Below are 26,023 nucleotides of genomic sequence, written 5' to 3' on the forward strand. Positions count from 1 at the left end.
GTCAGTCGATCGGAATCAGCAGGGTAGCGGTGACGCCATGCGCGGCGGCGGCGTTCGTCTCGACGCAGACACGGCCGCGCTCGCCGTGCAGCGTCCCGATGCGCGCTGCGACGTTGGCGAGCCCGACGCCGCCGTGCAGGCGCGAGTCGCCTTTGCCGAGGCCGACGCCCGTATCGATCACGTTCAGTTCCAGGCTGTCGCCACGCATCCTGCCGCGAATCACGATCACACCGCCGTCGATCGACGGCTCGATCCCGTGCAGCAGCGCATTCTCGACGAGCGGTTGCAGCAGCAGCGGCGAGAACGGCAGCGCATGCAGATCCGCCGGCACGTCGATCGCATAGGAAAGCCGCTCGCCGAGCCGGATCGACGCGATCTTCAGCAACGCGTCGACGAGCTCGAGCTCCTCGCCGAGCGTCGACGTCGCATCGCGCGTGCGTCGCAGGCTCGCACGCAGGTAGCGGTTCAGGCTGTCGAGCATCGTCGACGCGCGCGCCGGATCGCGCTCGATCAGGCTCTGCACGTTCGCGAGCGTATTGAACAGGAAGTGCGGCTCGATCTGCGCCTGCAGCAGCGCCAGGCGCGCGGCTGTCTCGGCCTGGCGTGCCTCGGCGGCTTCGCGGCGCTCGGTCTCGAGCGTCGCGCGCATGCGCATCGACTGCAGGAACAGCGACACGCACACGAACAGGATCGCCGAGATGAGAAACGACGGCCCGTAGTTGTCCCACGTGCCGATGCGGGCGCGCCCGAACACGTGCGGCACGTTTCCGCTGATGATCGCTGCCGTGATCTCGAAACCGATGAGCACGCTGGCCGGTGCGATCACGATAGCCTTGAGCGCGAGCCCCGGCTTGCGCGGCAGGAGCCAGTCGGCGGCGTGACTGAGCAGCAGCGCGGAGAAACCGATCGCGTTGGCGACGACGAGGTCGGGCAACAGCGGTTCCTGTAAATGGAGTGCCCAGAAACCCAGGCCGACTACCGAGTTGAAGCACGCGAACGCGAGCAGTGCGGCCGGATCGCGCAACAATCGCGGCGCCGCGCTGGCGGGGGGCGGCGAAATCGGCGAAGGGTCGGACGTGGCTCGCATGGTGTCGGGTGAGGAGGGCGCGCGATGCGCTGATGGTCTTGACCTTACTGCCGGGCGGGCCGACTGCGCACGCATTGCGACGAACGGTGCGCGGCCGCGACGAAGCGCGTCGGCTGCCGACGGTTGGCCGGTTTCCGTCACGAGTGTAGTGGAAGGGGCTGCGGAAGAACACCGGGCGCGGCCGGTGTCGTGTCGAGCATGAAGCGCCGGCCTTTCGGTTCGGAAGTCACCGGTCGCCGGATTCGCGGGCACATCGGTCTTCTCGATCAGCCGAACGATCATCGCCGCGACGCGCCACTCGTCCGCGAATTTCGGCCGCCCGTCGCAAGCCCCGCCGCCTGTCGGAATCGCGCAGTACGGTGTTGCCGTGTCCACTCCGATCAGGCGACTCCGACCATGTCTGCGCTCCTTCACCTGAAGCCTTACGTGTACGTGATGTTCTGCGTGCTGCTCTATATCGGCATCAAGCGCTGTTTCCCGCGCGAGGTGCCGGCCGTCCGACCGTTGATCTCGCCGGTCGCGTTCGGGATGCTCGGCATTGCCAGCCTGAATGGACTTTTTCCGCATGCAGGAGTCGACGCGAATGCGATTGCGTTGGCAGCCGTCCTGGGCGGCGCGGCGCTGGGCTGGCTGCACGCAAGCCGGTGGCGGCTCGCGTTCCGTCCGGCCTCGTCGGGTCTGCGCGTGCGCCTGCCCGGCGATGCGAGCCTGCTCGCCACGCTGATGCTGACGTTCGTCGCCGAAACCGGCATCCATTACGCGGTCGCCGTGCATGCGCCGTGGGCGGCGACGGGCGGCTTCGTGATGCTGTCGTTCGCGGTATGGGGCGTGCTCATCGGGATGACACTCGGGCGCGCGGTGAACGTGGTCGTGCGCTGCATGCGCCATGCGAGCGGATCGAAGCAGGGGAGTTTCCCGTATTCGGTCGATCCGCGATGACGGGGTGCGAAACGCCCGGCGAGCTGGCAGCTGACGGCCTGACAGGCGATACGGCCCGTCTTCGTCAATCGTGGCGCCCTCGAACCGAAACGGCGTGTGACGTGCACCGATTTGCGCCCCGTTTTCCTGTCACGGTCGCGTCATGGGGCGCCCATAACGTTGCACGTTCCCGTCGTGGCGGCACTGCCGGACCGGGAACGTGCGCAACCCGCTCGCGACGACGTGCCCGCGTCGCAGGTGGGGGCCGACCGGGATCTCGCTCCCGGCGGCGCAGCGGTCATGCATCGCGCCATTTCATTCGAAAATACGATCGACGACGGTTCGAACCGGGCCGCGGACGATCAGGAGACAGGGACCATGCTGAGTCCGCATGAATTCTCGATGCTGTTGCGCGTCGCGCGTGCGCCGGACAGCGTCGATCCGTCGAATCCGGCCTTCGCCGTGCTGGTCGAGAAGCGGCTGGTCGACGATACGCAGGTGCGAATGAATGCCGTGGCCGCGCGCCCGGCGCTGACACCAATCGGCCAGATGCTGCTGGCGCGCTTCGACGAAGCGGCTTGAGGGGAGGCGTCACGCCTTCGTCGAGACGAAGGGCGTGACGCGTTGACGCGCCGGGTCGCTTACTGTGCGACCGGCACGGTCACGTCGCTGCCGAACCAGTGCATCGAGATCTTCTTCAGCGTGCCGTCCTTGTGCAGCGAATCGAGCGCGTCGTTGATCGCTTTCTCGAACTTCGGGTTGCCCTTGCGGAACGGAATCGCCATTTCCTGCTTGCCGCCGTTCAGCACCGCGCCCGCGCGCAGCGGCAGGTTCGACGTCTTGATCATGTACGGCAGCATCAGGCGGTCGTCGAGCGTCGCCTCGATCCGGCCCGCGGCGAGGTCGCGCAGCTTCTCCGGCGCGCCCGGATACGTCTGCACCTCGATGCCGGGCACGGTGCGCGCCATCTGGTCATAGTTGGTGCCGAGCGTCACGCCGAGCTTCTTGCCCTTGAAGTCGTCGAGCGACTTGAAGTTGCGCGTGTCGTCCTTGCGCTGGATCAGCTGCGCTGCCGAGTACGTGTACGGCTGGCTGAAGTCGAGCGCTTCCTTGCGCTGCGGCGTGATCGTGACCTGATTGACGATCACGTCGAACTTGCCGGCCTGCAGGCCCGCGATGATGCCGCTCCATTCGGTCGGGACGAACTGCGTCTTCACGCCGAGCTTGCCGGCGACCGCGTTCGCGACGTCGACGTCGAAGCCTTCGAGTTGCCCAGACGTGCCGCGCGAGTTGAACGGCGGATACGTGCCTTCGAGGCCGACGCGCAGCACGCCGGCTTTCTTCACTGAATCGAGCAGGTCTTCCGCGTGCGCGGCAACGGCCGTGAAACCGAGGGCCGACGCAAGCAGCAGGCCCGACAGCAGGAACTTCGAACGTTTCATCGCAGATCTCCAGTGGTCAGCGTGGTGTGGGTGAGCGCCGGCGCCGGGTGGGGCGCGGCGGGCCGCAAGACGGGCACGTAGACACTACTCGCAACCGGGCCGCGCCGGAAGTCGAATTGGCCCTGATTGAAAGCGATTTTATGGGGGGCTGCAGACGACACACAGCAGATGGGATCGTCACGGGCCGGTTGGCGGCGCGCAACCGGCCCGCGAGGCCCGCACGGACCGGCTTCGATTGTCGAGAAAATGTTCTTTTAAATCAGGTCGTTTTTCCAAATCGTGCCGTAATTTGTCTGTAAAATCGCGCGGGAGAAATCGAACACTGCGCCATCCGAGGGCGTGTCAAAAGAAAAAAGGCCGTTCATGAACATGCAGAACTCAATCGCCGCCTTGCGCGGCGGATTGCTTCAGCAGGATCGGTTGCTGAAGCTCGATACGCCATTGGGGCCCAACGTCCTGACCGTTCAGCGGGCAGTCGGCCGCTCACGTATCGGGCGCGCGTACGAGTTCACGCTCGACGTGCTGTCGACCGACAGCGATGTCGAACTCAAAAAGCTGATTGCGCAGCCCGTCACGCTTTGGATCCAGCAGGCTGATCTCGGCTATCGGCCGATCAATGGCTACGTGCACACCGCGCGTCGGCTCGGCGCCGACGGCGGGCTCACGACCTATCAGCTCGCGTTCGCCGATTTCACCCACTTCCTGAAGTTTCGTCGCGATCAGCGTCTCTGGAACGACACGACCGTCGACCAGATCATCAGCGACGTGCTGAACCAGCACCCGCAGGCGCAGGGGCATTTCCGCTTCGCGCTGTCGAAGCCCTTGCCGAACCGCTCGTACACGCGACAGCACGATACCGACTGGCATTTCGTGCATCGGCTGATGGAGAGCGAAGGGCTCTACAGCGCATGGCAGCAGGCCGACAACGGCAAGTCGCATACGCTCGTGATCACCGACAACCTGCAGGCGTTCGCCCCGCTGTCGCCGGAAACCGTGCGTTTTTATCGCGGCGACGTGGCCAGCGAACCCGACGCGTTTACGCAATGGTCGGGTACGCGCACGCTGCAGAGCGTGACGCGTACGACGCGCACGTTCGACTACAAGAATCCTTCGCAGCCGTCGAACCCGAAAGGCACATCGCTGCCGACGATGGGCGGCCAGGGCGAGTTGCCGGATCAACTCGAAGTTTACGAGTACACGGGCGCCTACACCTATCTCGACCAGACGCGCGGCGACCATCTGACGAAGATCAAGATGGAGGAGTGGGAGTCGCGGGCGAAGCGTTTCCATGCCGCGGGCGGAGTGCGCGCGATCGATGCCGGCCGGCGCTTCACGCTGGCCGACCATCCCGAGCACGATCGTGATCCCGCGGATCAGCGCGAATTCGCCGCGATCGAGGTGGCGTGGTGGATCGAGAACAATCTGCCCGTCGCAAGCGACAGCGCGGACTTTCCGTACAGCCTGCGCGAAGCGTTGACGCAGGCACAGGACAACTACGGTACCGATCCCGCGTTTCGCGTGCAGCACGACGACGGATCGGCCGGGTTCTATCTCGTCGAAGTCGAAGCGCAGCGCGTAAGCGTGCCGTATCGCAGCCCGTTCGAGCATCACAAGCCGGAGATGCATCTCGAGACGGCGATCGTCGTCGGGCCGCAGGGCGAGGAGGTCTATACCGACGAGTTGAACCGGATCCGCGTGCAGTTCGTGTGGGACCGGTTGAATCCGGGCAACGAGAACGCGTCGTGCTGGGTACGCGTCGTGCAGTCGGATACGGGCGGCGGCTACGGCGGCGTGCACGTGCCGCGCATCGGCGAGGAAGTGCTGATCGACTACGTCGGCAGCGACTGCGACCGGCCGCTCGCGGTCGGGCGCGTGTACAACGGTGCGAACCAGCCGCAATGGCATACCGACGGGATCCTGTCCGGGTATCGGTCGAAGGAGTATTCGGGCGGCGGCTACAACCAGCTCGTGATGGACGACGCGACCGGGCAGAACCGCGTGCAGCTGATGAGCAGCAGTGCGAACAGCCTGCTGCATCTGGGCTACATCATCGACCAGAACGGCAATTCGCGCGGGTCGTATCTCGGCAGCGGGTTCGACCTGCGCTCGGATGCGTATGGCGCGGTGCGGGCGAGCCAGGGCCTGTATGTGACGACGCATCCGAAGGCGGCGAACAGCCAGCCGCTCGACGTGAAGGAAGCGCAGCAGCAGCTCGTGACGGGCGAGAGTCTCGTCGAGGCGATGTCGGGCGTGAGCGAGCAGCATCAGGCGGAAAGCCTGAAGGACGCGCAGGACACGATGCGCGCGTTCACGGATGCGACGCAGGACAGCGCATCGGGTAGCGCGTCGGGCAGCGCGTCGGGCAGCGCGTCGGGCGGGCGCACGGCAGGCGGCGGCACGGGTAACGCGAACGCGTTCAAGGAGCCGGTGATGCTGTTCGGCAGCCCGTCGGGGATCGGGATGTCGACGCAGCAGTCGGTGCACATGGTCGCGAACGATCACGTGAACGTGGCGAGCGGGCAGAGTGTGCACGTCGCGGCGGGCAAGTCGCTGATCGGGAGCATCGGGCAGAAGCTGAGCCTGTTCGTACAGAACGCGGGGATGAAGCTGTTCGCGGGCAAGGGCAAGGTGGAGATCCAGGCGCAGTCGGACAACATCGAGGTGACCGCGCAGAAGGCGGTGAAGGTGGTGTCGGCGACGGACCGGATCGAGATCGCGGCCGATCAGGGGATCCTGCTGACGAGCGGCGGCGGGTATATCCGCATTCAAGGCGGGAACATCGAGATTCATACGCCGGGCGCGGTGGATGTGAAGGGGGCGTCGCATACGTTCGCGGGGCCGGCGAGCATGGGGTATCCGTTGCCGAGCCCGCGGCCCGATCAGCCGGGGCAGTTGGAGTTGTTGCATACGTACGGGAACGGCCAACCGGTGAAGGGCGGTTTGTTCTCGGTGTTCGATGCGAATGGCGGGCTGTTGAAGAAAGGAGCGCTCGATAACAACGGGCACATGATCGTGAGCGGCCTGCCACCGGGGGCGGTGCAGGTGAAGTTCGGGGAGGATCCCCGCTCGCAGGATCAGCAGTCGAGCCGGTTCGATGTGGCGCCGTGGCCGGCCAATCCGGCGCCGGCGGCAGGCGCCGCGGAAACCGCGCAGGCGCAGCTCGGTTCGTTTTTGCCGGCAGCAGGCGGTGCCGCCGGCGCGCTGACGGGCCTGGCCGGTGCGGCGACGCAGGGTGGCGCGGCGCTGGCGAAGGCCGCCGTTGGTCAAGGCGTGGGCATGGCGCAGCAGGCGGTAGGCGGCATGTTGCCGGCGGGTGCGTCGAATGCACTGGGTGCGGCGAAAACGGTCGTGGGATTGGCGAGCTCGGCGTCGCAGGGCGGAGCCGCGTTGGCGAAGGCGGTGGCAGGCCAGGGCCTCGGTATCGCACAGCAGGCTGCGGCCAATATGCTGCCGGCGGGAGCGCAGGCGGCGCTGTCGCAAGCGGGCCAGTTGAGTGCCGCCGCTCAGCAGGTCAGCGGTCTCGCGCAGACGGCGCGTAGCGCCGCAGCCGTGCTGAAAATGAGCTGAGCATCGCCCCTTTCACCTATTCGAGAACAGAAAAATCATGACCACTGCGGGCGTCCTTCAACCCAAACCTACCGACGTGTTCGTGTCTCCGATCATGAAGATCACGGAGGCCGACGTACAAGCCGGCATCGATTCATTCGACAAGTGGCTGATCAAGGTCAGCGGCGGCGTCGTCAACGTCGGCCGGCTGAAGACGGTCGCGGAGAACGTGCCGGTCCTGGCCAATATCTTTGCGGCAGTCGATGCGGTGCTCGATATCAAGGCGATGATCGAGCATGGCGACAAACCGATCGACATGTTCGACTGGGTCAACCTCGGTCTCAACCTGATCGGGGTCGTGCCGCTGCCGCCGGCCACCGCCGAGCTTCGGCTCGGCGCGCGGCCGGTGCTGAAGCTGATTCGACAGAAGGTCGTCGAGAGCGGCAAGGCAGCGGGGGAGGCTGCCATGCTGGCGCTGCGCGATTCGATCATCTCGGCGATGGTGGCGAACGTGCAGGAGCGTTACGCGGGCGAGATCGAGAAATTCCTGAAGGTGATACGTGATGGGCTGAAGGAACTGCTCGACCACTGCGCCAAATTCATCGGCGATCTGATGAAGGCTATTGCCGACGTGTTCGCCCACGCGGCGGGGAAAAAGTACGAAGTCGGGCACAACGTGAAGTCGGCCGGGTCGCATCTGAAGGGTGTCGGGGCGGCTATCGTTGCGTATGACGGCAGGAAGGTTCTCGACAATATCGGGGGATTCCTCTCGGATATCCGCAAGGTCGAGGGGAAGATCGCTATCAACACGGTGACCTCGGCCGCCGATTTGATCGACCCGAATTCGACGAAGAAGCTGCAGCTCTTCGCTGACGATATCTACAAGCGGATTCCGACGGTTCAGAAGTGCATTCGCGAGCTCGATGGGAACGATGCGGGCAAGATCGGGTGGATCATCACGATCGGTGAAGACGGCATGCGGAGCTGGCACAAGCGCAATCCGAAGCCGCAGACGACGGGGATTCAGGAACACACGACGGCGAAGGTCAATGAGACGCGTGCGCAGCATCGAATTGACGAGGTTCAAAAAACCACTGAAGCGCATCATCCGGGGCCGAATTGCTGCCTGACACATACCCCGGTGAAGACGCCACCTGCCGCCACCCTGAATTCAATCGGATTCGCGCTCGGCGACGAGCAGATCAATCACGAAGATTTCACGATCGACGGGCCGTTGCCCATTGTCTGGGCGCGTACCTATCGATCGTTCTTCGACGCGAACGACGAGCATGGCGAACTGGGCGCACGCTGGATTACGCCGTATACGACTCGTTTCGATATTGCCTCAGAAAAGCTCGTCTATCACGACGCCGCCGGACGAAGTATCGAATACCCGCTGCTCCGCGTCGGAAGTGCGCATGATGATCTTTCCGAGGGGCAAACGTTGTTGCGGCTGGACGAGCAGTGGCTGACCGTGACGCGCGGGCATGTGTTGCTCGAAGCGTACGAGCGGCACGGTAACGTGTTCCGTCTCGCATTCGTCAAGGACCGCGCCGGCAATCAGGTGACGCTCGACTACGATGCGAAAGGGCGGTTGCATCGCCTGATTGCACCGCACGTTCAGGTTGCGTTCCGACATGACATGCGAGGGCGGATCGTTGGCGTCACTCATCATGACGCACAAGGCGAATACGTCGGCACGCTTGCGAACTATGAGTACGATGACGAGAACGACTTGATCGGGGCGACGGATCGCTACGGTAATCGCCGCGAATACCGTTATCGACATCACCTCGTGACGCGATATACCGATCGCACCGGTCGAGGTGTGAACCTCGAGTGGAACGGTGACGGGCCGAAGGCAAAATGCTTCCGCGAATACGCCGATGACGGCAGCGATGAGGTTCGCCTCGCGTGGCATCCGGACTTCCGGATGGTCAGCGTGACCGATGCGCTTGGCAATGTCACGCACCACTACTACGACAGCAAGGGTTATTCGTTCCGTGTGATTCATCCGGACGGTAGCGAAGAGTGGATGTACCGGGATGCGAACGACAAACTCGTTCAGTACATCCATCGCGACGGTACCGTTGAGCGCATGGAATACGATGCGCGCGGCAACTTCGTCCGCCATCAACGTACCGACGGCAGCGTGGTCGAGATGGCGTATGACCAGAAGGACCAACTCGTCCGCGTGACCGATCCGCTTGGGCACCCGTGGCTGCGTGAATATGACGATGCGGGGAACATGGTTGCGGAGGTCGATCCGCTCGGCCACAAGACCGAGTATGCGTACGACGAGCGAGGGCTGCTTACCCGGATCAAGGATGCCAAGGGGGGCGTAAAAGCGCTGAAGTATGACGACGTCGGCCAGTTGATCAGCTATACCGACTGCTCGGGCAAGACATCGCAGTGGGCGTATGACGCTCAGGGTCGCCTCTCGGAAGCGAAAGATGCCGAGGGTGGGGTAACGACATACCGTTATGGCGCGAATGGCCAGTTGATCGAAGTCGTGTCGCCGGCGGGGCGCGAGCAGTTGAGCTACGACGCGGAAGGGCGTCTGCTGACGCATATCGATCCGCTGAACCGCAACACGCGTTACGGATACGACGCGAGCGGGCGTATCAATATCCGCACCGATGCATTGGGACAATCGCTGTCGTATCGCTATGACCGGCTCGGGCGGATCGTCGGGCTGACCGACCAGAATCACGCGAATTACACGTTCCGCTATGACGCAACAGGCCGATTGATCGAGGAGATCGATTTCGACGGGAAGGCCACGCGCTATTCGTATGACGAGGCGAGCAGCCGTCTCGAGTCGGTCGACGAGGCGGGACAAGTCATGACGATGTCCCACGATCGCGGTGGACGGCTTGATGGCCGTTCGGTCGGCGAAGAGGCGGAGCGTTTCGCCTACGATCCGTTTGGACGATTGATCGAGGCCAGCAATCGATATAGCCGCGTTCAACGGTTTTTTGACCCCGTCGGCAATCTGGTGCGCGAGCATCACGCTTACGACCTGTTCGGCGCGAGCCGGAGCTTCGTGTGGCATCACCAGTACGACGAAATCGGTAACCGAATCAGAACGGTCAGGCCGGACGGCCATGCCGTCGATTGGCTCACGTATGGCTCGGGACATGTCCACGGGCTGATGCTGGACGGCAAGGAACTCGTTCAGATCGAGCGCGATGATCTGCATCGGGAAACATTGCGTACCCTGCCGAGCAAGATCGATCAACACACTGCATACGATCGCGCAGGCAGGTTGGCGCAGCGCACGGTACAGCGTGCGAATGCACCCGCGCCGCTGGCAGAGCGCCGGTATCGCTACGACGCGGCCGGCCAGCTCGTGCAGATTGAAGACAATCGCAGAGGGTTGACGGACTATCGTTACGATCCGGTCGGACGGTTGCTGGAGTCGATTGGTCCGGCGGGCAAGGAGCGGTTCGCGTTCGATCCCGCGAGCAATATCATCGACCCGGCACGTGTTGAAGCGCCTCGCACGGAGAGCCGGCCGAGTCCGGTACGTGCTACGGAGAGCACGTTCCCCGCGGAAGTGCCCAAGGTGTTGGGCAACTTGTTGAAGCAATACGCGGGGGAGCATTTCGCGTACGACGCGCGCGGCAATCTCGTTCATCGCAGATCGCCAGCGGGTGAGCAGCGTTACGAGTGGAACGCGTTCAATCGGATGACTGCAGCGACGGTTGACGAGGTCGCTCGCAGGAGCGAGTCGCGGTACTACTACGATGCGCTGGGCCGTCGGATTGCGAAAGAGGTGAACGGCGAGCGCACGGTGTTCGGGTGGGATGGCGACACGCTGGCGTATGAGAGCGGGGAGCAGGGCAGCACGCATTACCTTTACGAAGCGGGTTCGTTCGTGCCGATGGTGCAATACGTAAGTGCATCGGTAGACGGGTTCGAGACGCCGTCACGCCGTGAGACCGATCGCTATGTACCGGAAGACGATCCGTTGCAACGGTTGCCGGAACGGGTGGGTGAGGCGCACGCGTTCTATTACCACTGCGACCAGATCGGCACGCCGCAATTGCTGACGGATGATGAAGGCGATGTGGTGTGGGAGGCGTCGTATAAGGCTTGGGGGGAAGCGCGGGAGGTGATCGCGCGGGCGTCGAAGGCGGCGGGGATTACGCCGAGGAATTCGCTGCGGTTCCAGGGGCAGCAGGTTGATGATGAGACGGGGCTGCACTATAACCGGTATCGGTATTATGACCCGCAGAGCGGTAGATTCGTATCGAAGGATCCAATTGGACTTGCGGGTGGGCTGAACGTCTATCAATACACGCCAAGTCCAGTGCAGTGGGTGGATCCTTTGGGCTTGAGTGGCACCCTTGCGGGCCGGCTTGCAGATAAAGCACAAAATCTTCCGGCATCGCAGCGACCGAATACCGTTGCTGTGATTGTTTCCAAGGATGGGCGTATCGTTATTGGGCGAAATCAAGGTGGCGTTACTAATCCAGAGGTCGGGGACGCATTGAAGGATATTCCGCCGAATGAGTTCGATGCTCAATGTGCTGAGGTGAATGCGATCGCAAGAGCAAGAAACAAGGGTGTTGACTTGGATGGTGCGACGATATCTGTAGCCAACGTGCGTGGTAAAAATAGTACGAGTGGAATTCATGGCACCGACAAGACGCCGTGTACGGTGTGTAATCCGTTGCTCAGGAAATTTAATATGAATTTAATTCAACGATGTGGACATCATGGATAGAGTGAAGCTGCTTGAAAAATTGGAGAGCTGTCCTTCTGAAGGGAAGCAGCTCTATGCGTCTTTGTGCTTGCGGCGGTACTGTGAAGCCAAGGGGATTTCTCATCCAGCTATCGACGCCTTGTTGAATCATCTGGATTCGATAGTTTCCAGTCGAAGCTTGGTGGAGTGGGATTCGCGAGGCGCATTGCTTGATCTAAATGGGCGGGGTGATCCAATGCCAGATGATCTTAAGGATGCGCTGTCTAGTAGTGATTTAATAAATGAATTTTCTAATTTGGTTGATAGTGTGGTGGAGGTTGGGATTGTTGATCTTTATGGGGAGAAGACGGGTCTTCCTTTGAGGTTCTTGGATAGGGCAATGTCTATACTGGATAGAAATGGTATTTCTCTGCCGGATTTGGCTGTCGGGGCCTGATAGGAGAGAATTCTATTTATAAATTTAAGGCGGTGATTTTGAGTGGGGGAAAGTGCTTGCCAATCACTCTTGAAGGTTGGCGACTGCAAACCGAGCAACTATGCGAGGCAATCTCGTCCACTGCAGATCGCCAGCGGGTGAGCAGCGTTACGAGTGGAACGCGTTCAATCGGATGACTGCAGCGACGGTTGACGAGGTGGCTCGCAGGAGCGAGTCGCGGTACTACTACGATGCGCTGGGCCGTCGGATTGCGAAAGAGGTGAACGGCGAGCGCACGGTGTTCGGGTGGGATGGCGACACGCTGGCGTATGAGAGCGGGGAGCAGGGCAGCACGCATTACCTTTACGAAGCGGGTTCGTTCGTGCCGATGGTGCAATACGTAAGTGCATCGGTAGACGGGTTCGAGACGCCGTCACGCCGTGAGACCGATCGCTATGTACCGGAAGACGATCCGTTGCAACGGTTGCCGGAACGGGTGGGTGAGGCGCACGCGTTCTATTACCACTGCGACCAGATCGGCACGCCGCAATTGCTGACGGATGATGAAGGCGATGTGGTGTGGGAGGCGTCGTATAAGGCTTGGGGGGAAGCGCGGGAGGTGATCGCGCGGGCGTCGAAGGCGGCGGGGATCGTGCCGCGGAATCTGTTGCGGTTCCAGGGGCAGCAATTTGATGATGAAACGGGGCTGCACTATAACCGGTATCGGTACTACGATCCGAACAGTGGGCGGTTCGTGTCGAAGGATCCGATTGGGCTCGCTGGTGGCGTCAATGTTTATCAATACGGGCCCAATCCGATACAGTGGGTTGACCCGCTTGGACTGACATGTAAGTGTCCTTGTCCTGGTACGTTCTGGACTGATAGGTCGCTACCTCGCGACAATCACGGCAATCCCGTGCCGGATGTAGACGCGCCTCACACGCAATTGGGTAGGAGAGACGGACGTCGAGGTGCGTACAACCAGGCACGAGAATGGGGTCACGATGCAAACGGGAATCTTGTTCCCACGCGCGACATAGATTTCACTGATCACGGCCGCCCCCAAAACCACCCGTGCCCACATCAGCACAATTGGCTTCCCAATCCGACGGGAGGAACACGACAGCACGGGCCCGCGGTCCCTATGGAGATGCCATGATGCAAATGCGCTCGTTTCCGATGAGTCGGTCAGACGGCTCCAAGATCTCGCTCGAAGAACTGCTATCAGTTGTTCCAGGTAGCGAATGGACTTGGTATGTGCTTGATTTTTACGGTATCGGTTGTGCCCCCGGCGGCCAAACCATGGTCTCTTTTGAAGAAGAGGTACGCTCTTCGGAAAATGGTGTCGCCATGACTTGGGCTGAGTTGAACGACTTTGCTCGCGCGTTGGATCAGACGATCGATTGCCAAATAGTTGCGACCATGCTTCAAAATCCGGTTTCCCGCGAGCGGGTGGAAAGGAGGGACTTTCGCGGATATGAGATGGTACTCGATGGATTTGATAGTACTGAATGGGCTGTTTGGGCTTGCGACGCGAACGTATCTGATTGCGTCGTAAGAGTGGCTTCGAAATTAAAATAGTAAGGGGTACGCCTCCCGTGCTTAAAGGCTCTATCAATGCCGACGGGGGCATTCTCGCGGGTAGAGAGTTAGCCAATGGGCCTGTCAGTAATTTCGTGTTCAAGGCATATGATGCTCCGAAGGAGGATGTATGCCTCGCAAACCGAAAGCCAAGCCGGTAGACCTGTCGGCCATTCCCGCCGAGTTACTTGAGCAATTCGGCAACGGCCCGATGACCGCAGACGCGATCAATGCCGCGACGCTGGCCCTCAAGAAGGCGCTGATCGAGCGGGCGCTGGGCGGCGAGATGAGTCACCATCTCGGCTACCCGCCAGGCGCTGCCAAGCCGAGCGCCGTGACCAACCAGCGCAATGGCACGGGCGCCAAGACAGTCCTGACCGAGGACGGCCCGATCCGTATCGAGGTGCCTCGCGACCGCGACGGCAGCTTTGAACCGCTGCTGATTCCCAAACATGATAGACGCTTCACGGGCTTCGACGACAAGATCGTCGCCATGTACGCCCGGGGCATGACCGTGCGCGAGATCCAGGGATTATTGCAGGAGCAATACGGCACCGAGGTTTCGCCCGATTTCATCAGCTCGGTCACCGACGAGGTCATGGCCGAAGTGACCGCCTGGCAAGCACGGCCGCTCGAACCGATGTATCCGGTGGTGTTCTTCGATGCGCTGCGGGTCAAGATTCGCGAAGACGCCGTGGTCCGCAACAAGGCGATCTACCTTGCACTGGGCGTTCTGCCCGACGGCACGCGCGATATTCTGGGTTTGTGGATCGAAGGCACCGAAGGCGCCAAGTTCTGGATGAAGGTGTTCAACGACCTCAAAACGCGTGGCGTCCACGACATCCTGATCGCCGTGACCGATGGCCTCAAAGGCATGCCCGAGGCGCTGGCCGCCGTATTTCCGGCGACCACGCTGCAAACCTGCATCGTTCACCTGATCCGCAACAGTCTCGATTACGCCAGTTGGAAAGACCGTCGAGGATTAGCCGCCGTGATTCGCCCGATCTACACCGCGCCGAGCGCCGAAGCGGCTCAGGCAGAACTCGATGCCTTTGCCAACGGGCCATGGGGCCAGAGATTCCCGACGGTCAGCGCGGCGTGGCGCAACGCCTGGGATCGTGTGATTCCATTCTTCGCGTTTCCGCCGGCGGTTCGCAAGGTTATCTACACTACGAACGCCATCGAGAACATCAACTCGCAGCTGCGCAAGATCATCAAGACCCGAGGACACTTCCCGACCGACGAGGCTGCCACCAAGCTCATCTGGCTGGCACTGCGCAACATCACTGCCGATTGGGGGCGTGCGGCTCATGATTGGAAGACGGCGATGAACCAGTTCGCTATCCTCTACGAGGATCGATTCGTTCGACCATCCGTATGAATCTCAACCCGCCTTGAACACGGAAATTCTGACACTCCCCGCCGCCCAGGGCAGCAGTTCGTCGATTCGGTTGATCGGGTGATCCGCGATGCGCGCCAGGACATACGCAGGTACGTCTCGGGATCGATACCATTGAGCTTGGCCGTGCCGATCAGGCTGTAAATCGCGGCCGCACGTTCACCGCGGGAATCCGCGCCGGCGAACAGGTAGTTTCGTCGGCCCAGGGCAACGCCCGCGTGGACAACCGCCTCGCCCACACAAGTCCGGACAGGTTTGCGCACACACCTGGCACCAACCGTCATGTTCCCGGCCACTTCAGGCCGGCCGCGTTTCGACTGACTTGCCTTGGGGTCGACGGGCGGCCAATCAGGCGTCGGCCAGTCTCACGGACCGGGAATTGGCATAATCACGGCTCGCCGATACGAGGGCCGCGGCGCAACGCACGCTCGTGCAATTGCCTCATCGCGGCTCCGGCGCATTGACTTCAGCCCAGTTACCACCGCAATACCCATGTCGAACACCATCACGACCACCGCGTCGCTGAAACAAATCCTCGAACATCCCGGCGACTTCTCCGGATGGCTCTGCCTGCCGTCGATGCCATGGGCGCTCGATACCGAGGGCGCATTCATCGAAGACGGCCATCAAGCCGAAGTCGACACGCCACCCGCCACCGCACCGCACCCCGGCTGGCGCGTCACACTGAACAGCGCGACGATCGAGGACATCGTGATCAACGCGCACGACCAAGTCGACGAACCGAGCGTCGCGCAATTATTCGACGCATTCGTGTACTACGTCGACAACGACGAGTTCATTCTGCTCTGACGAGGCATGTGCCGCGCGCCACAGTAAAAAAGGACCGCCAAGCGGTCCTTTTTCATGCAGCGTCAACGTCCGAACGACGCCCACCCCTCAAGGCAACGAAATCGTCAAATTAGCCGACTCCGGCCCGACCTTGATGACTTGGGAATAAGGCGCCAACGCCTGCAGCGTCTTGTCCTTCAGATACGTATTCAGCCCGAGATACCCAAGCAGCGCAACCAGCGCAAAAACCGCCCCAATCGCCCAAACCGGCACTTCACGCTTGAGTCGATGCGCGATCTGATCCGGCAGCGGCCAATGCGGCGCGAACGCGGCCCGCTTGCCCTTCATATGCGCGATCTCGTCGCCCAGCCGCGCGGTGAGATAAGCCAGCTTCTCCGGCCCCTCGAGCAGATACTTCCCCTGGAACCCGAGCAGCAGGCACATATGAAACACCTCGAGCGACTGCAGCCGCGCCGCACCCTGCGCGCGACAATCCTCGAGATACTGGAAGAACTTCTCGCCCGCGAGCTGCTCGCCGAACAGCACGAGTTGCAGCGGCCGGCGTTCCCACTCCGTGCGGATCTTGAACTGCGACGACAGCACCATCTCGTCGATCGCCGCGCAGAACGCGAACTTCGCGCTGTACACGTCTTCAGCGGCGATATTCAGCTTCTTCGCGCCGCGCTCGAAGTCCGACAGGAATTCCTGGATGCGCGTGCTGAACTCGCCCGCGCTCTCCGGCTCCCGCCCGTTCTTGAGCAGGAACAGCATGAAGAACCCGTCGTACAGCAGGTCGAGCAGCGAACGGGCCTGGAACGAGGCGTCGGTCGACGCCGGCGTATGCAGGGGTGCCGGCGCGTTGTCGCCGAACAGGGAAGGCGCGTAGCTCATGATGTGACCGCGATCAGTTCGAATTTCAGGTCATTGATGCCAGTCGGCGCATAGATCATCGCGGACTGGGCCTGCAGCATGCGCTCGTACAGCGGGCTGCGCGAATCGAGCGCGAAGTAGCACGCGCCGGGGCGCACCGGAATCGCGGGCGGCACCTGCGGCGTGTACGAGAGCCGCACGCCGGGCATCGCCGACAGCACGAGCTTGTCGACGTCGTCGGGCGCGCCAACCTTGAAGCGGGCCGGCACCGCATCGACGAGCTCGACGCTCGGCATGTCCGCGGACACCGCCAGGTAGAACTCGGTCTTGTCGTCGATCTTGCCGGAATCGAGGCGGCCGAGGTGGAACGACGGGCGCACCTCGTCGAGCGTGATCGCGAAGTAGCGCGTCGAGATCACGGTGTCGAGCAGTTCGCGCAGCATCAGGTCGAGACGCGCGAAGCTCGGGCCCGGGTCGTCATGGCGGTACACCGGCAAATCAGCCAGCGTATAGCCCTTCGAGAACGTCATCAGCTGGCCTGCGAGGCGCAGCAGTTCCTGGAACAGCCGCTCCGGGTGCAGCGCCGAGTGCTGGTGCAGGTGCGCGAGCGTCGCGAACGCGGCGTTCGCGGTGTGCAGCAGCCAGAACGACGCGATGTCGCCCGAGCGGAATTCGATGATGTTCTTCGACGGCTCGCGGTGGAAGCCGTACAGCGCGTTCACCTTCGCCTGCAGCGCGTCGACGAGCTGGCGCAGCCGCTGGTGGAGGATCGGCGACGCGTCGATCGCGAGGCACGGCGGCACGAAGCTGTCGTCGATCTCGAAACCGGACGTCGCGGTGCGGCGCACGCGCACGAGCGGCACCGACAGCAGCTGGTCGCGCGGTTCGCTGTGCGCGATCAGCTTGACCTGCGTCTTCAGGAACGTGATGTCGGCTTCGGCGGCGTCGGTGAAGTTGTCGCCGACGCTCGCCTGCTCGCTGACGAAGCGCGTCATGAAGCCGGCGGCCGGATCGTCGCTGTAGTTGGTGCCGTTTTCGCGCAGCGGGTGCAGCGCGAGATAGAACACGAATTCGTTGATGCCGTCAGGCAGCGTGTCCAGCGCGATCGGCGGCGGCAGGTCGTCGGCCTGCGGCGCGGCATACAGCGCGCCGTCCGGGAACACGAGCGCAAGCTCGGCCACCCGCAGCACGTTGCTGCCGAGCGCATCGCGGTCGATACGCACCGAGCGCACGCCCCAGTTGTACGGCTGGATCGCCTGGATCGATTCGAACAGGCGCGCTTCGTGGTACGCGTCCTGTCGCTGAAAGTGTTGAGGCCGGAGGAACAGCCCTTCCCCCCACAGCACCTTGGCCGAATAACTCATGTCAAATCCGGTTAATGTCGCGTTGCGATGTAATCGATTTGTTCGTGCCCGAATTAAATCGCCAATTGTTAACTCTTGTTAATTGACATTCGTGCGTCATTGTTTAACCGCAGGAGACCGAAGAAAGCAAATTCAGCGGTTGTGAAGGCGCACCCTGTTGCGGTGCGATGACAGTGCCGTCGGTGACCGTCATCGCGCAATTATGCAGGCCGATGATTATGCCGGATTTCTCCGACTTCACCGGGTCGAACGTCAGTTTCCATCGTTGGAGTGCGGGATCGCGGAACAGCGCGACGACGCCGAATGCCTGCGCTTCGCGCGAAACCTTCTCGGTCGCCGTATAGCGCTGGCCCGGAATCAGCGTGATTTCACGCACGTTGAGCAGATCCGCGCCCAATGCGGCCTTTTCCTTGGTCGGATCCGTGAATGCGTCGAACGGGGCCTGCTGGAACGACGTCGGGTCCTTCAGCGTATAGAGCCGCACGACGAGCGCGAGCGGCTTGTGGTCGGTCGCGGCATTGAGGTTCGGCGCGGCGGCGAGCGTGATGCCGAGGTTGCGCGGCGGCTTCTGCGCGTCGGGCACCTCGGGCTTGCCGATGCCGGCCGCGGACATCACGGCGCTCGCGGCCGAGCCGAGCAGCGGGGCGGCCGCGCATCCGGCCAGAAGGGCGCAGGCAACCAGTGGCAGCGCGTAGCGAATCATCAACGATCTCATCGTATTTCCGGCGGGCTGCCTTTTATCCCTGTCAAATCTGCCGGGTATTTCCGCGTTCGCTGCGTATCCCCGGCATTGCACTGTTCAACTATTAAGCACGCCCGCGTCGAGGCAGGCGCCCGGAAAATTTTTCCGCCGTCCGGGCGGCGCGTCGCGAAACCAGTAAAACTTGCCCGTTCCGGCCGAAAGAAAAATCGCTGCGAGCCCGCTGCGAGAGGCCATTGGAGGGGGTAGCGCCCGGTTTTAAAAGGAATTACTCTTCACACGACGATTGAATTATGAAAAATTGATCGGTACTATACCCGCGCGCTTCTTGCAAAGCAAAAGAACCAGATTCTCAACGATTTAAAACTCACGCGCCGGTGGATATAACGATGAAAGACCGTCTCTTCGCAAAACTGTCTGGGGTAGTAGTGGCTTGCGGCGTGATCGCCGGTTGTGCGAGCCAGCCTCCCGCGCCGCCGACCGCCGACGTGTTCAACAAGTCGCTGGCGGATGCGGATGCAGTTGCGAAGGCAGGGGATCAGGACAAAGCCCTCGGCCTGTACCAGCAGCTCGCGAAGTCGGATCCGACGCGCGAAGAGCCGTGGTCGCGCATCGCGCAAATCCAGTTCGCCCAGAACCATTACGGCCAGGCAATCGTTGCCGCGCAGGAAGCGCTGCAGCGCGACGCGACCGACCGTCAGGCGAAGAGCGTGCTGGCCGTGGCCGGCCTGCGGATCGCGACGCAGTCGCTCGGCGAGCTGCGCCAGGATTCGTCGCTCGCGGGTGACGCGAAGTCGGATGCGCAGGCGCTCGCGAAGCAACTGCGCGATACGCTGGGCGAATCGGCGCTGTTCCCGCCGGAAACGAAGGTCGTGAAGCCGCGCCAGCCGCGCCGGGTCGTCCATCGTCCGAAGGCCGGCGCTGCACCGGCGGCCGAAGCAGCGGCGACCAGCACGCCGACGCCGCCCGCCACGCCGCAGAAGGGCGGTGCGGACCCGTTCGGCGCACTGCGCAACTGACCGCAAAACTGACGCGATAACCACAACTAACCTGGGAGCCGTCGAGATGGCCAAGAAAGAAAGCATTCAGAAAAGCTTGCAGAAAATACGGCCGCCGCGCGTCCAATTGACCTACGAGGTCGAGAAGGGCGACGCGATCGAGGTGAAGGAACTGCCGTTCGTCGTCGGGGTCGTCGGCGATCTGGCGGGCCAGTCCGAAATCGAGCAGCCGAAGCTGCGCGACCGTAAATTCGTCAACATCGATCGCGACAATTTCGACGACGTGATGAAGGCGATCGAGCCGCGTGCCGCGTTCCAGGTGGAAAACCGCCTGAGCCCGGAAGGCGGCAAGTTCGCGGTCGACCTGAAGTTCCGTTCGCTGTCGGATTTCAGCCCGGACGAAGTCGTCGAACAGGTCGAGCCGCTGCGCCGCCTGCTCGAGGCGCGCTCGAAGCTCGCCGACCTGCGCAACAAGCTCGCCGGCAACGACAAGCTCGAGGATCTGCTGTCCGAGGTGCTGAAGAACACGCAGCAGCTGCAGGAGCTCGCGAAGGGCACGGGCAGCGACAAAGACGGCGAATGACGACGGAGTGTTGAGATGAACCAGCAAACGGCTGCGGCCCAAGCGAGCGGCGCGGAATACGCCGCCGGGACTTCGCTGCTCGACGACATCGTCGAGAAGAGCAAGGTCGCGAAATCCGATTCCGAGCATGCGCGTGCGAAGGACCTGATCGGCGAACTCGTGCACCAGGTGCTCGACGGCACGGTGATCGTGTCGGACAACCTGTCGGCCACGATCGACGCGCGCGTCGCGGAACTGGACCGCCTGATTTCCACGCAGCTTTCCGCGGTGATGCACGCGCCGGAATTCCAGCGCCTCGAAAGCACGTGGCGCGGGATGGACTACCTGGTCAAGGAAAGCAACACCGGCCAGACGATCAAGATCAAGGCGCTGCACGCACCGAAACGCGACCTCGTGCGCGATTTCAAGGGCGCGAGCGAATTCGACCAGAGCGCGCTGTTCAAGAAGGTCTACGAAGAAGAATTCGGCACGTTCGGCGGCTCGCCGTTCGGTGCGCTGATCGGCGATTACGAGATCTCGCGCCAGCCGGAAGACATGTACTTCATCGAGCAGATGTCGCACGTTGCAGCGGCCGCGCATGCGCCGTTCATCGCGTCGGCATCGCCCGAGCTGCTCGGCCTCGAGTCGTTCTCCGACCTCGGCAAGCCGCGCGACCTGGGCAAGGTGTTCGATACGGTCGAATATGCGAAGTGGAAGTCGTTCCGCGACGCCGAAGATTCGCGCTACGTCGGCCTGACGCTGCCGCGCTTCCTCGGCCGCCTGCCGTTCAATCCGAAGGACGGCCAGACCGCTGAGAACTTCAACTTCGTCGAGGACGTCGACGGCACCGACCACGACAAGTACCTGTGGTGCAACGCCGCGTGGGCGTTCGCTGCGCGCCTGACGGCCGCATTCGACGACTTCGGCTGGTGCGCGGCGATCCGCGGCGTCGAAGGCGGCGGCCTCGTCGAGGACCTGCCGACCCACACGTTCAAGACCGACGACGGTGAAGTCGCGCTGAAGTGCCCGACCGAAATCGCGATCACCGATCGCCGCGAGAAGGAGCTGAGCGACCTCGGCTTCATCCCGCTCGTCCATTGCAAGAACTCAGATTACGCCGCGTTCTTCGCTGCGCAGTCGGTGCAGAAGCCCAAGAAATACAGCACCGACAGCGCGAATGCGAACGCCGTCCTGTCCGCCCAGCTTCAGTACATCTTCTCGGTGTCGCGCGTCGCGCACTACCTGAAGGCGATGATGCGGGACAAGATCGGCAGCTTCGCATCGGCGCAGAACGTGGAGACTTTCCTCAACCGGTGGATTTCGCAATACGTCCTGCTCGACGACAACGCCTCGCAGGAACAGAAAGCGCAATTTCCGCTGCGCGAGGCATCCATACAAGTGTCGGAGATTCCGGGCAAGCCGGGCTCGTATCGTTCGGTCGCGTTCCTGCGCCCGCACTTTCAGCTCGACGAACTCTCGATTTCTCTGCGACTTGTCGCTGATCTGCCCAAACCGGCAAATTCATAAGCGAGTAAATCGCCCGGGCGGGCCGCCTGGGTAGGACGTTAAAACCACCTCTTTGGGGAGTCGAAGGGCCATGTTACATATGCACTTGCAGTTTGGTAGTCCCGCGGTGAAGGGCGAATCCGCGGACAAGGACCACCAGGGCTGGATCGAGCTGAAATCGTGGGATCACTCGATCGTTCAGCCGCGTTCGGCAACCGCATCGACCGCTGGCGGTCACACGATGACGCGTTGCGAACACGGCGACATGATCTTCACGAAGGAAATCGATTCGTCGAGCCCGCTGCTGTACCAACACGCTTCGGGCGGCACCACGTTCGACGAGGTGACGGTTCATTTCTCGCGCGCTGACGGTGAAGGCAAGCGCGTGCAGTATCTGGAAGTCAAGCTCAAGTACGTGATCATCTCGAGCATCGCCCCGAGCGTTCGCGAAGAAGGTCTGCCGCTCGAGACGTTCTCGCTGAAGTACGCAGCTGTGCAGTGGAAGCAAACCCAGCAGAAGATCGGCGGCAACCAGGGCGGCAACACGCAAGGCGCCTGGAGTCTGACGAAGAACGACAAGACCTACGCGGTCTAAGGTCGGTTGCGGCAACGGGGCGCACGGCGTCCCCGTTGCCGTTTTCGCTGTGAATCCCGGCCGATGAAACGATTCGAACCCAGTTTTCTCGACAAGCTGTTCGACGACGAACCGCACCTGCCGGCCTCGGCAGCGATGCGGCAATTGTCGCTGGACGAGCTCAAGAACACGGTCGCCCGCGACGTCGAGGCGATCCTCAACACCCGTATCGCCCACACCGAAAACGAGCTGGCCGTGCTGCCGGAGTGCCAGAAGTCGGTGCTGACCTACGGGCTGAACGATTTCGCGGGGCTGAGCCTGGCGAGTCACTACGATCGCGCGTTCATCTGCAAGTCGATCCAGCAGGCCATCGCGCGCCACGAGCCGCGCCTGCAGCAGGTGCAGGTGACGTTCGAGCTGAACGAGCAGGCCACCAACGCGCTTTATTTCGCGATCCAGGCGCTGCTCGTCGTGCACCCGGCCGAGGAGCCGGTGAGTTTCGACGCGATGCTGCAGCCCTCGACGCTGCAGTATTCGGTCACGCGCGCACGCGCCGCAAGAATGCAGTAAATCAAGCCGCCGAGCGGGCCGGACCGCCCGGTGGTGGATCAGGGTCCGGCAGGAAATATTGAGGTTCGGGGTCGTCGATGGAAGAATTGCTGCCGTATTACGAGCGCGAATTATCGTTTTTGCGGCGCTATTCGCGAGATTTCGCCGAACGCTATCCGAAGATCGCGGCGCGGCTCGCGCTGTCGGGCGAGCATTGCGAGGATCCGCACGTCGAGCGGATGATCGAGTCGTTCGCGCTGCTCGGCGCGCGCATCAACAAGAAGCTCGACGACGATTACCCGGAATTTACCGAAGCGCTGCTGGAAGTGCTGTATCCGCACTACCTGCGGCCGTTCCCGTCGTGCTCGATCGCGCAGTTCACGCCCGCGTCGCCCGGCCAGCAGACCGAACCGGTCGTGATCGATCGCGGCACCGAGCTGAAGAGCCGCCCGATCCGCGGCGTGCAGTGCCGGTTCCGCACCGCCTATGACGTGACGCTCGCGCCGATCCGCATCTCGGAAGCACGCTTTACGCCGGTCGCGCTCGCGCCGAGTGCGACGGTGCTGCCGTCGAATGCGACCGGCGTGATCTCGATCACGTTCGAATCGCTCGCCGCGCAGCTCGATCTCGGCGCGCTGAAGCTGCCGATGCTGCGCGCGCACCTGCACGGCGAGCAGTCGTTCGTCGCCGCGCTGACCGACTGCCTGTTCGTCAACGTGCTCGGCGCGTATGTCGAGCCTGAGCGCAACGGCCGCTGGACCGCGCTGCGCAAGCTGCCGATCGCACACGCCGGCTTCGACGAGGACGACGCGCTGATCGACTACCCGGCGAAATCGCATCCCGCGTATCGCCTGCTTACCGAATACTTCGCGTTCCCCGACAAGTTCGATTTCGTCGACTTCGACATCGCGGCGATCGCGCGCGCGAGCGGCCGCTGCCAGCGCGCGACGCTGCATCTCGTGCTGCAGGACGTGCGCAGCGATTCGCACGTCGCGCGGCTGCTCGAACTGCTGACGGCGAGCCACTTCCGGCTGTTCTGCACGCCGATCGTCAACCTGTTCCGCCAGCACGGCGAACCGATCCGCATCACGCACCGCGCGGTGTCCTACCCGGTGATCGCCGAGGCGCGGCGCGCGTTCGCGTACGAGGTGTATTCGATCGATTCGGTGAAGCTCGTGAGGCAGCAGGCGCACGAGGAGTCGGTGATCGAGTTCCGGCCGTTCTACTCGCTGCATCACGGTGAATCGGCGCGGATCGGCCATTACTGGTTCGCGCGCCGCAACGACTGGGTCGCGCAGAAGAGCCCCGGCTACGAAACCGAGATCTCGATCGTCGACATCGATTTCGAGCCGACGTCGCCGCAGACCGACACGCTGAGCCTCGACCTCACCTGCACGAACCGCGACCTGCCGGCGATGCTCGCGTTCGGGCTCGAAGGCGGCGACCTGTTCCAGGAAGGCGGCGCGCAGACGAGCGGCATTTCACTGCTGCGCCGCCCGACGCAGAGCGTGCGCTTCGAGCGCGGCCGCGCCGCGCACTGGCGGCTCGTGTCGCATCTCGCGCTCAATCACGTGTCGCTGGTCGCGCACGGCCTCGCGCCGTTGAAGGAAATGCTGACGCTGTACGACCTGCGGCGCACCGCCGTGTCGATGCGCCAGATCGACGGCCTGGCCGGTATCGAGCAGCGCGGCGCCGTGCAGTGGCTGCCCGGCAAGCCGTTCGCGACGTTCGTGCGCGGCATCGAGATCCGCCTGACGATCGACGAGGAACACTTCGTCGGCGCGAGCCTGGCCTCGTTCGTGCGCGTGCTCGACAGCTTCTTCGGGCTGTACGTGCACCTCAACAGTTTCGTTCAATTGGTCGTCGTGTCGAAGCGCACCGGCGAGGAGATCATCCGATGCAAGCCCCGAACCGGCGAATCGATCCTGGCGTAGTCGACGCGCTGCTCGACGAACCGCACCGCTTCGAGTTCTTCCAGGCGGTGCGCGTGCTCGAAGGGCTGTTCGCGCGGCAGGCGTCGGACGCGCCCGGCGCGTGGCGGCAGGGCGACGTGGTCGCGCAGCGCATCGAATTCCGCAATACGTTGTCGCTCGGCTTTCCGCCGAGCGAGATCGAAGGCGCGCGTTCGTTCGACGACGACGGCACCCACCTCGACACGGGCGAGGCGCGCGGCGCCGCGCTCGCGGCCGGTGAGCTCGGCCACGTCGAGCTGACACCCGCGTTCTTCGGGCTGCTCGGCGGGCAAGGCGCGCTGCCGCTGCATTACACCGAGCAGATCGTCGCGCGCGAGCACCTGAAGCGCGACCATGCGGCGCGCGCGTTCTTCGACGTGTTCTCGAACCGCGCGACCGCGCTGTTCTACGCCGCGTGGAAGAAATACCGGCTGCCGTTCCATTACGAGCTCGACCGCGACGAACGCTATCTGCCGCTGCTGCTCGCGATCGCGGGCGTGCCGAGCGACGAGGTGCGCGACAGCCTCGCGGCCGGCGTGGGCGGCGTGCTCGACGAGGCCGTGGCCGGCTATGCGCTCGCCGCGCGGCACCGGCCGATGTCGGCCGCCTACCTGCAGCGCACGCTGTCCGACTATTTCCGCGTGCCGGTGAAGATCGACCAGTTCGTCGGCAAGTGGTACGACGTGCCGCCCGACCAGCTGAGCGTGCTCGGCGAAGTCAACGCGGTGCTCGGCGCGACGGCGCTCGTCGGCGAACGCGTGTGGCAGCGCGACATGCGCGCGCGGATCGTCGTCGGCCCGCTGTCCAAGCGCGACTACGAGGCGTTCCTGCCCGGCGGCGCGCACGCCATCGCACTGGAGCGGATGTTGACGCTGCTTGCCGGCGTCACGCTCGAATACGAGGTGAAGCTCGTGCTCAAGCGCACCGAGGTCGGCGCGAGCGTGCTCGGCGCGGGCTCGCGGCTCGGCTGGGACGCGTTCCTCTGCACGCGCGACGCGATAGAGGACCGCTCCGACGCACGCTATGAACTGCACGTGATTCACTGATTCCGAACGACAAC

At 62.9% G+C, this 26,023-nt stretch carries 20 protein-coding genes and 2 pseudogenes; 16 read left to right on the plus strand and 6 right to left on the minus strand.

Annotated elements, in window-relative coordinates; all coding sequences use genetic code 11:
- Window position 1: 1 nt before the first annotated feature.
- A complete protein-coding gene (locus CFB47_RS02120) occupies window positions 2–1,024 on the minus strand; it encodes a sensor histidine kinase (RefSeq protein ID WP_373453138.1) in 1,023 nt (340 codons plus the stop codon).
- Window positions 1,025–1,483: 459 nt separating this feature from the next.
- Between CFB47_RS02120 and CFB47_RS02125 the strand changes: the two genes are divergently transcribed.
- Both CFB47_RS02125 and CFB47_RS02130 read left to right on the plus strand, forming a co-directional pair.
- Complete coding sequence (locus CFB47_RS02125) at window positions 1,484–2,026, plus strand: hypothetical protein (RefSeq protein ID WP_089460358.1); 543 nt, start codon at window positions 1,484–1,486, stop codon at window positions 2,024–2,026.
- 357 nt (window positions 2,027–2,383) lie between these two features.
- Entirely contained in the window at window positions 2,384–2,587 is a 204-nt protein-coding gene (locus CFB47_RS02130) for a hypothetical protein (protein ID WP_011350748.1), read from the plus strand.
- A 59-nt stretch (window positions 2,588–2,646) separates the two neighbouring features.
- Here CFB47_RS02130 and CFB47_RS02135 read toward each other — a convergent pair whose 3' ends face one another.
- Complete coding sequence (locus CFB47_RS02135; protein WP_034189797.1) at window positions 2,647–3,447, minus strand: transporter substrate-binding domain-containing protein; 801 nt, start codon at window positions 3,445–3,447, stop codon at window positions 2,647–2,649.
- Between the two features lie 363 nt (window positions 3,448–3,810).
- Between CFB47_RS02135 and tssI the strand changes: the two genes are divergently transcribed.
- The 6 genes and pseudogenes from tssI to CFB47_RS02160 all read left to right on the plus strand — a co-directional run bounded on the left by tssI (window position 3,811) and on the right by CFB47_RS02160 (window position 15,081).
- A complete protein-coding gene (gene tssI / locus CFB47_RS02140) occupies window positions 3,811–7,014 on the plus strand; it encodes a type VI secretion system Vgr family protein (protein ID WP_089460359.1) in 3,204 nt (1,067 codons plus the stop codon).
- Between the two features lie 37 nt (window positions 7,015–7,051).
- Complete coding sequence (locus CFB47_RS02145; protein WP_179258911.1) at window positions 7,052–11,725, plus strand: RHS repeat-associated core domain-containing protein; 4,674 nt, start codon at window positions 7,052–7,054, stop codon at window positions 11,723–11,725.
- Window positions 11,718–12,140 carry a hypothetical protein gene (locus tag CFB47_RS02150; protein ID WP_089460360.1) on the plus strand — a complete coding sequence of 141 codons (423 nt, stop codon included), beginning with the start codon at window positions 11,718–11,720 and terminating at the stop codon, window positions 12,138–12,140. Before CFB47_RS02145 ends, CFB47_RS02150 begins: the two co-directional genes overlap by 8 nt.
- Before the next feature lie 103 nt (window positions 12,141–12,243).
- Window positions 12,244–12,978: pseudogene (locus CFB47_RS02155) on the plus strand (RHS repeat-associated core domain-containing protein); the annotation flags it as partial.
- A 296-nt stretch (window positions 12,979–13,274) separates the two neighbouring features.
- Window positions 13,275–13,700 (plus strand): hypothetical protein, encoded by a 426-nt coding sequence (locus CFB47_RS40135; RefSeq protein ID WP_143330790.1) that lies wholly within the window; start codon window positions 13,275–13,277, stop codon window positions 13,698–13,700.
- 130 nt (window positions 13,701–13,830) lie between these two features.
- Entirely contained in the window at window positions 13,831–15,081 is a 1,251-nt protein-coding gene (locus tag CFB47_RS02160) for an IS256 family transposase (protein ID WP_089460362.1), read from the plus strand.
- Between the two features lie 3 nt (window positions 15,082–15,084).
- Here CFB47_RS02160 and CFB47_RS02165 read toward each other — a convergent pair.
- Window positions 15,085–15,311: pseudogene (locus CFB47_RS02165) on the minus strand (transposase domain-containing protein); the annotation flags it as partial.
- A gap of 280 nt (window positions 15,312–15,591) precedes the next feature.
- Here CFB47_RS02165 and CFB47_RS02170 point away from each other — a divergent pair.
- On the plus strand, window positions 15,592–15,909 hold the full coding sequence (locus CFB47_RS02170; RefSeq protein WP_089455484.1) for a hypothetical protein: 318 nt from the start codon (window positions 15,592–15,594) through the stop codon (window positions 15,907–15,909).
- An 87-nt stretch (window positions 15,910–15,996) separates the two neighbouring features.
- Here the strand turns inward: CFB47_RS02170 and icmH are convergent, their stop codons facing one another.
- From icmH to tssJ, 3 genes are all read right to left on the minus strand, one after another.
- Window positions 15,997–16,779, minus strand: coding sequence for a type IVB secretion system protein IcmH/DotU (icmH, locus tag CFB47_RS02175; protein ID WP_089460363.1), 783 nt, complete (start codon window positions 16,777–16,779; stop codon window positions 15,997–15,999).
- Window positions 16,776–18,122, minus strand: coding sequence for a type VI secretion system baseplate subunit TssK (tssK, locus tag CFB47_RS02180; protein ID WP_069246988.1), 1,347 nt, complete (start codon window positions 18,120–18,122; stop codon window positions 16,776–16,778). Before tssK ends, icmH begins: the two co-directional genes overlap by 4 nt.
- 103 nt (window positions 18,123–18,225) lie before the next feature.
- Window positions 18,226–18,837, minus strand: a complete 612-nt coding sequence (gene tssJ, locus CFB47_RS02185; RefSeq protein WP_089439097.1) for a type VI secretion system lipoprotein TssJ — start codon at window positions 18,835–18,837, stop codon at window positions 18,226–18,228.
- A 374-nt stretch (window positions 18,838–19,211) separates the two neighbouring features.
- Between tssJ and CFB47_RS02190 the strand changes: the two genes are divergently transcribed.
- From CFB47_RS02190 to tssG, 7 genes are all read left to right on the plus strand, one after another.
- Complete coding sequence (locus tag CFB47_RS02190; protein ID WP_089439098.1) at window positions 19,212–19,841, plus strand: M48 family metallopeptidase; 630 nt, start codon at window positions 19,212–19,214, stop codon at window positions 19,839–19,841.
- Window positions 19,842–19,887: 46 nt separating this feature from the next.
- Window positions 19,888–20,403: a type VI secretion system contractile sheath small subunit gene (tssB, locus tag CFB47_RS02195; RefSeq protein ID WP_027783377.1), complete on the plus strand. Its 516-nt coding sequence runs from the start codon at window positions 19,888–19,890 to the stop codon at window positions 20,401–20,403.
- A gap of 15 nt (window positions 20,404–20,418) precedes the next feature.
- On the plus strand, window positions 20,419–21,909 hold the full coding sequence (tssC, locus tag CFB47_RS02200) for a type VI secretion system contractile sheath large subunit (RefSeq protein ID WP_006477094.1): 1,491 nt from the start codon (window positions 20,419–20,421) through the stop codon (window positions 21,907–21,909).
- A 70-nt stretch (window positions 21,910–21,979) separates the two neighbouring features.
- On the plus strand, window positions 21,980–22,483 hold the full coding sequence (locus CFB47_RS02205) for a type VI secretion system tube protein Hcp (RefSeq protein WP_006477093.1): 504 nt from the start codon (window positions 21,980–21,982) through the stop codon (window positions 22,481–22,483).
- 63 nt (window positions 22,484–22,546) lie between these two features.
- Window positions 22,547–23,032 carry a type VI secretion system baseplate subunit TssE gene (tssE, locus tag CFB47_RS02210; protein ID WP_089460364.1) on the plus strand — a complete coding sequence of 162 codons (486 nt, stop codon included), beginning with the start codon at window positions 22,547–22,549 and terminating at the stop codon, window positions 23,030–23,032.
- A gap of 77 nt (window positions 23,033–23,109) precedes the next feature.
- The gene (gene tssF / locus CFB47_RS02215) at window positions 23,110–24,945 is read left to right on the plus strand and encodes a type VI secretion system baseplate subunit TssF (protein WP_089460365.1); all 1,836 of its coding nucleotides are present in this window, start codon (window positions 23,110–23,112) and stop codon (window positions 24,943–24,945) included.
- Window positions 24,909–26,009, plus strand: a complete 1,101-nt coding sequence (gene tssG, locus CFB47_RS02220; RefSeq protein WP_089460366.1) for a type VI secretion system baseplate subunit TssG — start codon at window positions 24,909–24,911, stop codon at window positions 26,007–26,009. The genes tssF and tssG overlap by 37 nt, the downstream gene beginning before the upstream one ends.
- Window positions 26,010–26,023 lie beyond the last annotated feature (14 nt).

Source organism: Burkholderia sp. AU27893, from assembly GCF_002223205.1.
Classification (GTDB): Bacteria; Pseudomonadota; Gammaproteobacteria; order Burkholderiales; family Burkholderiaceae; genus Burkholderia.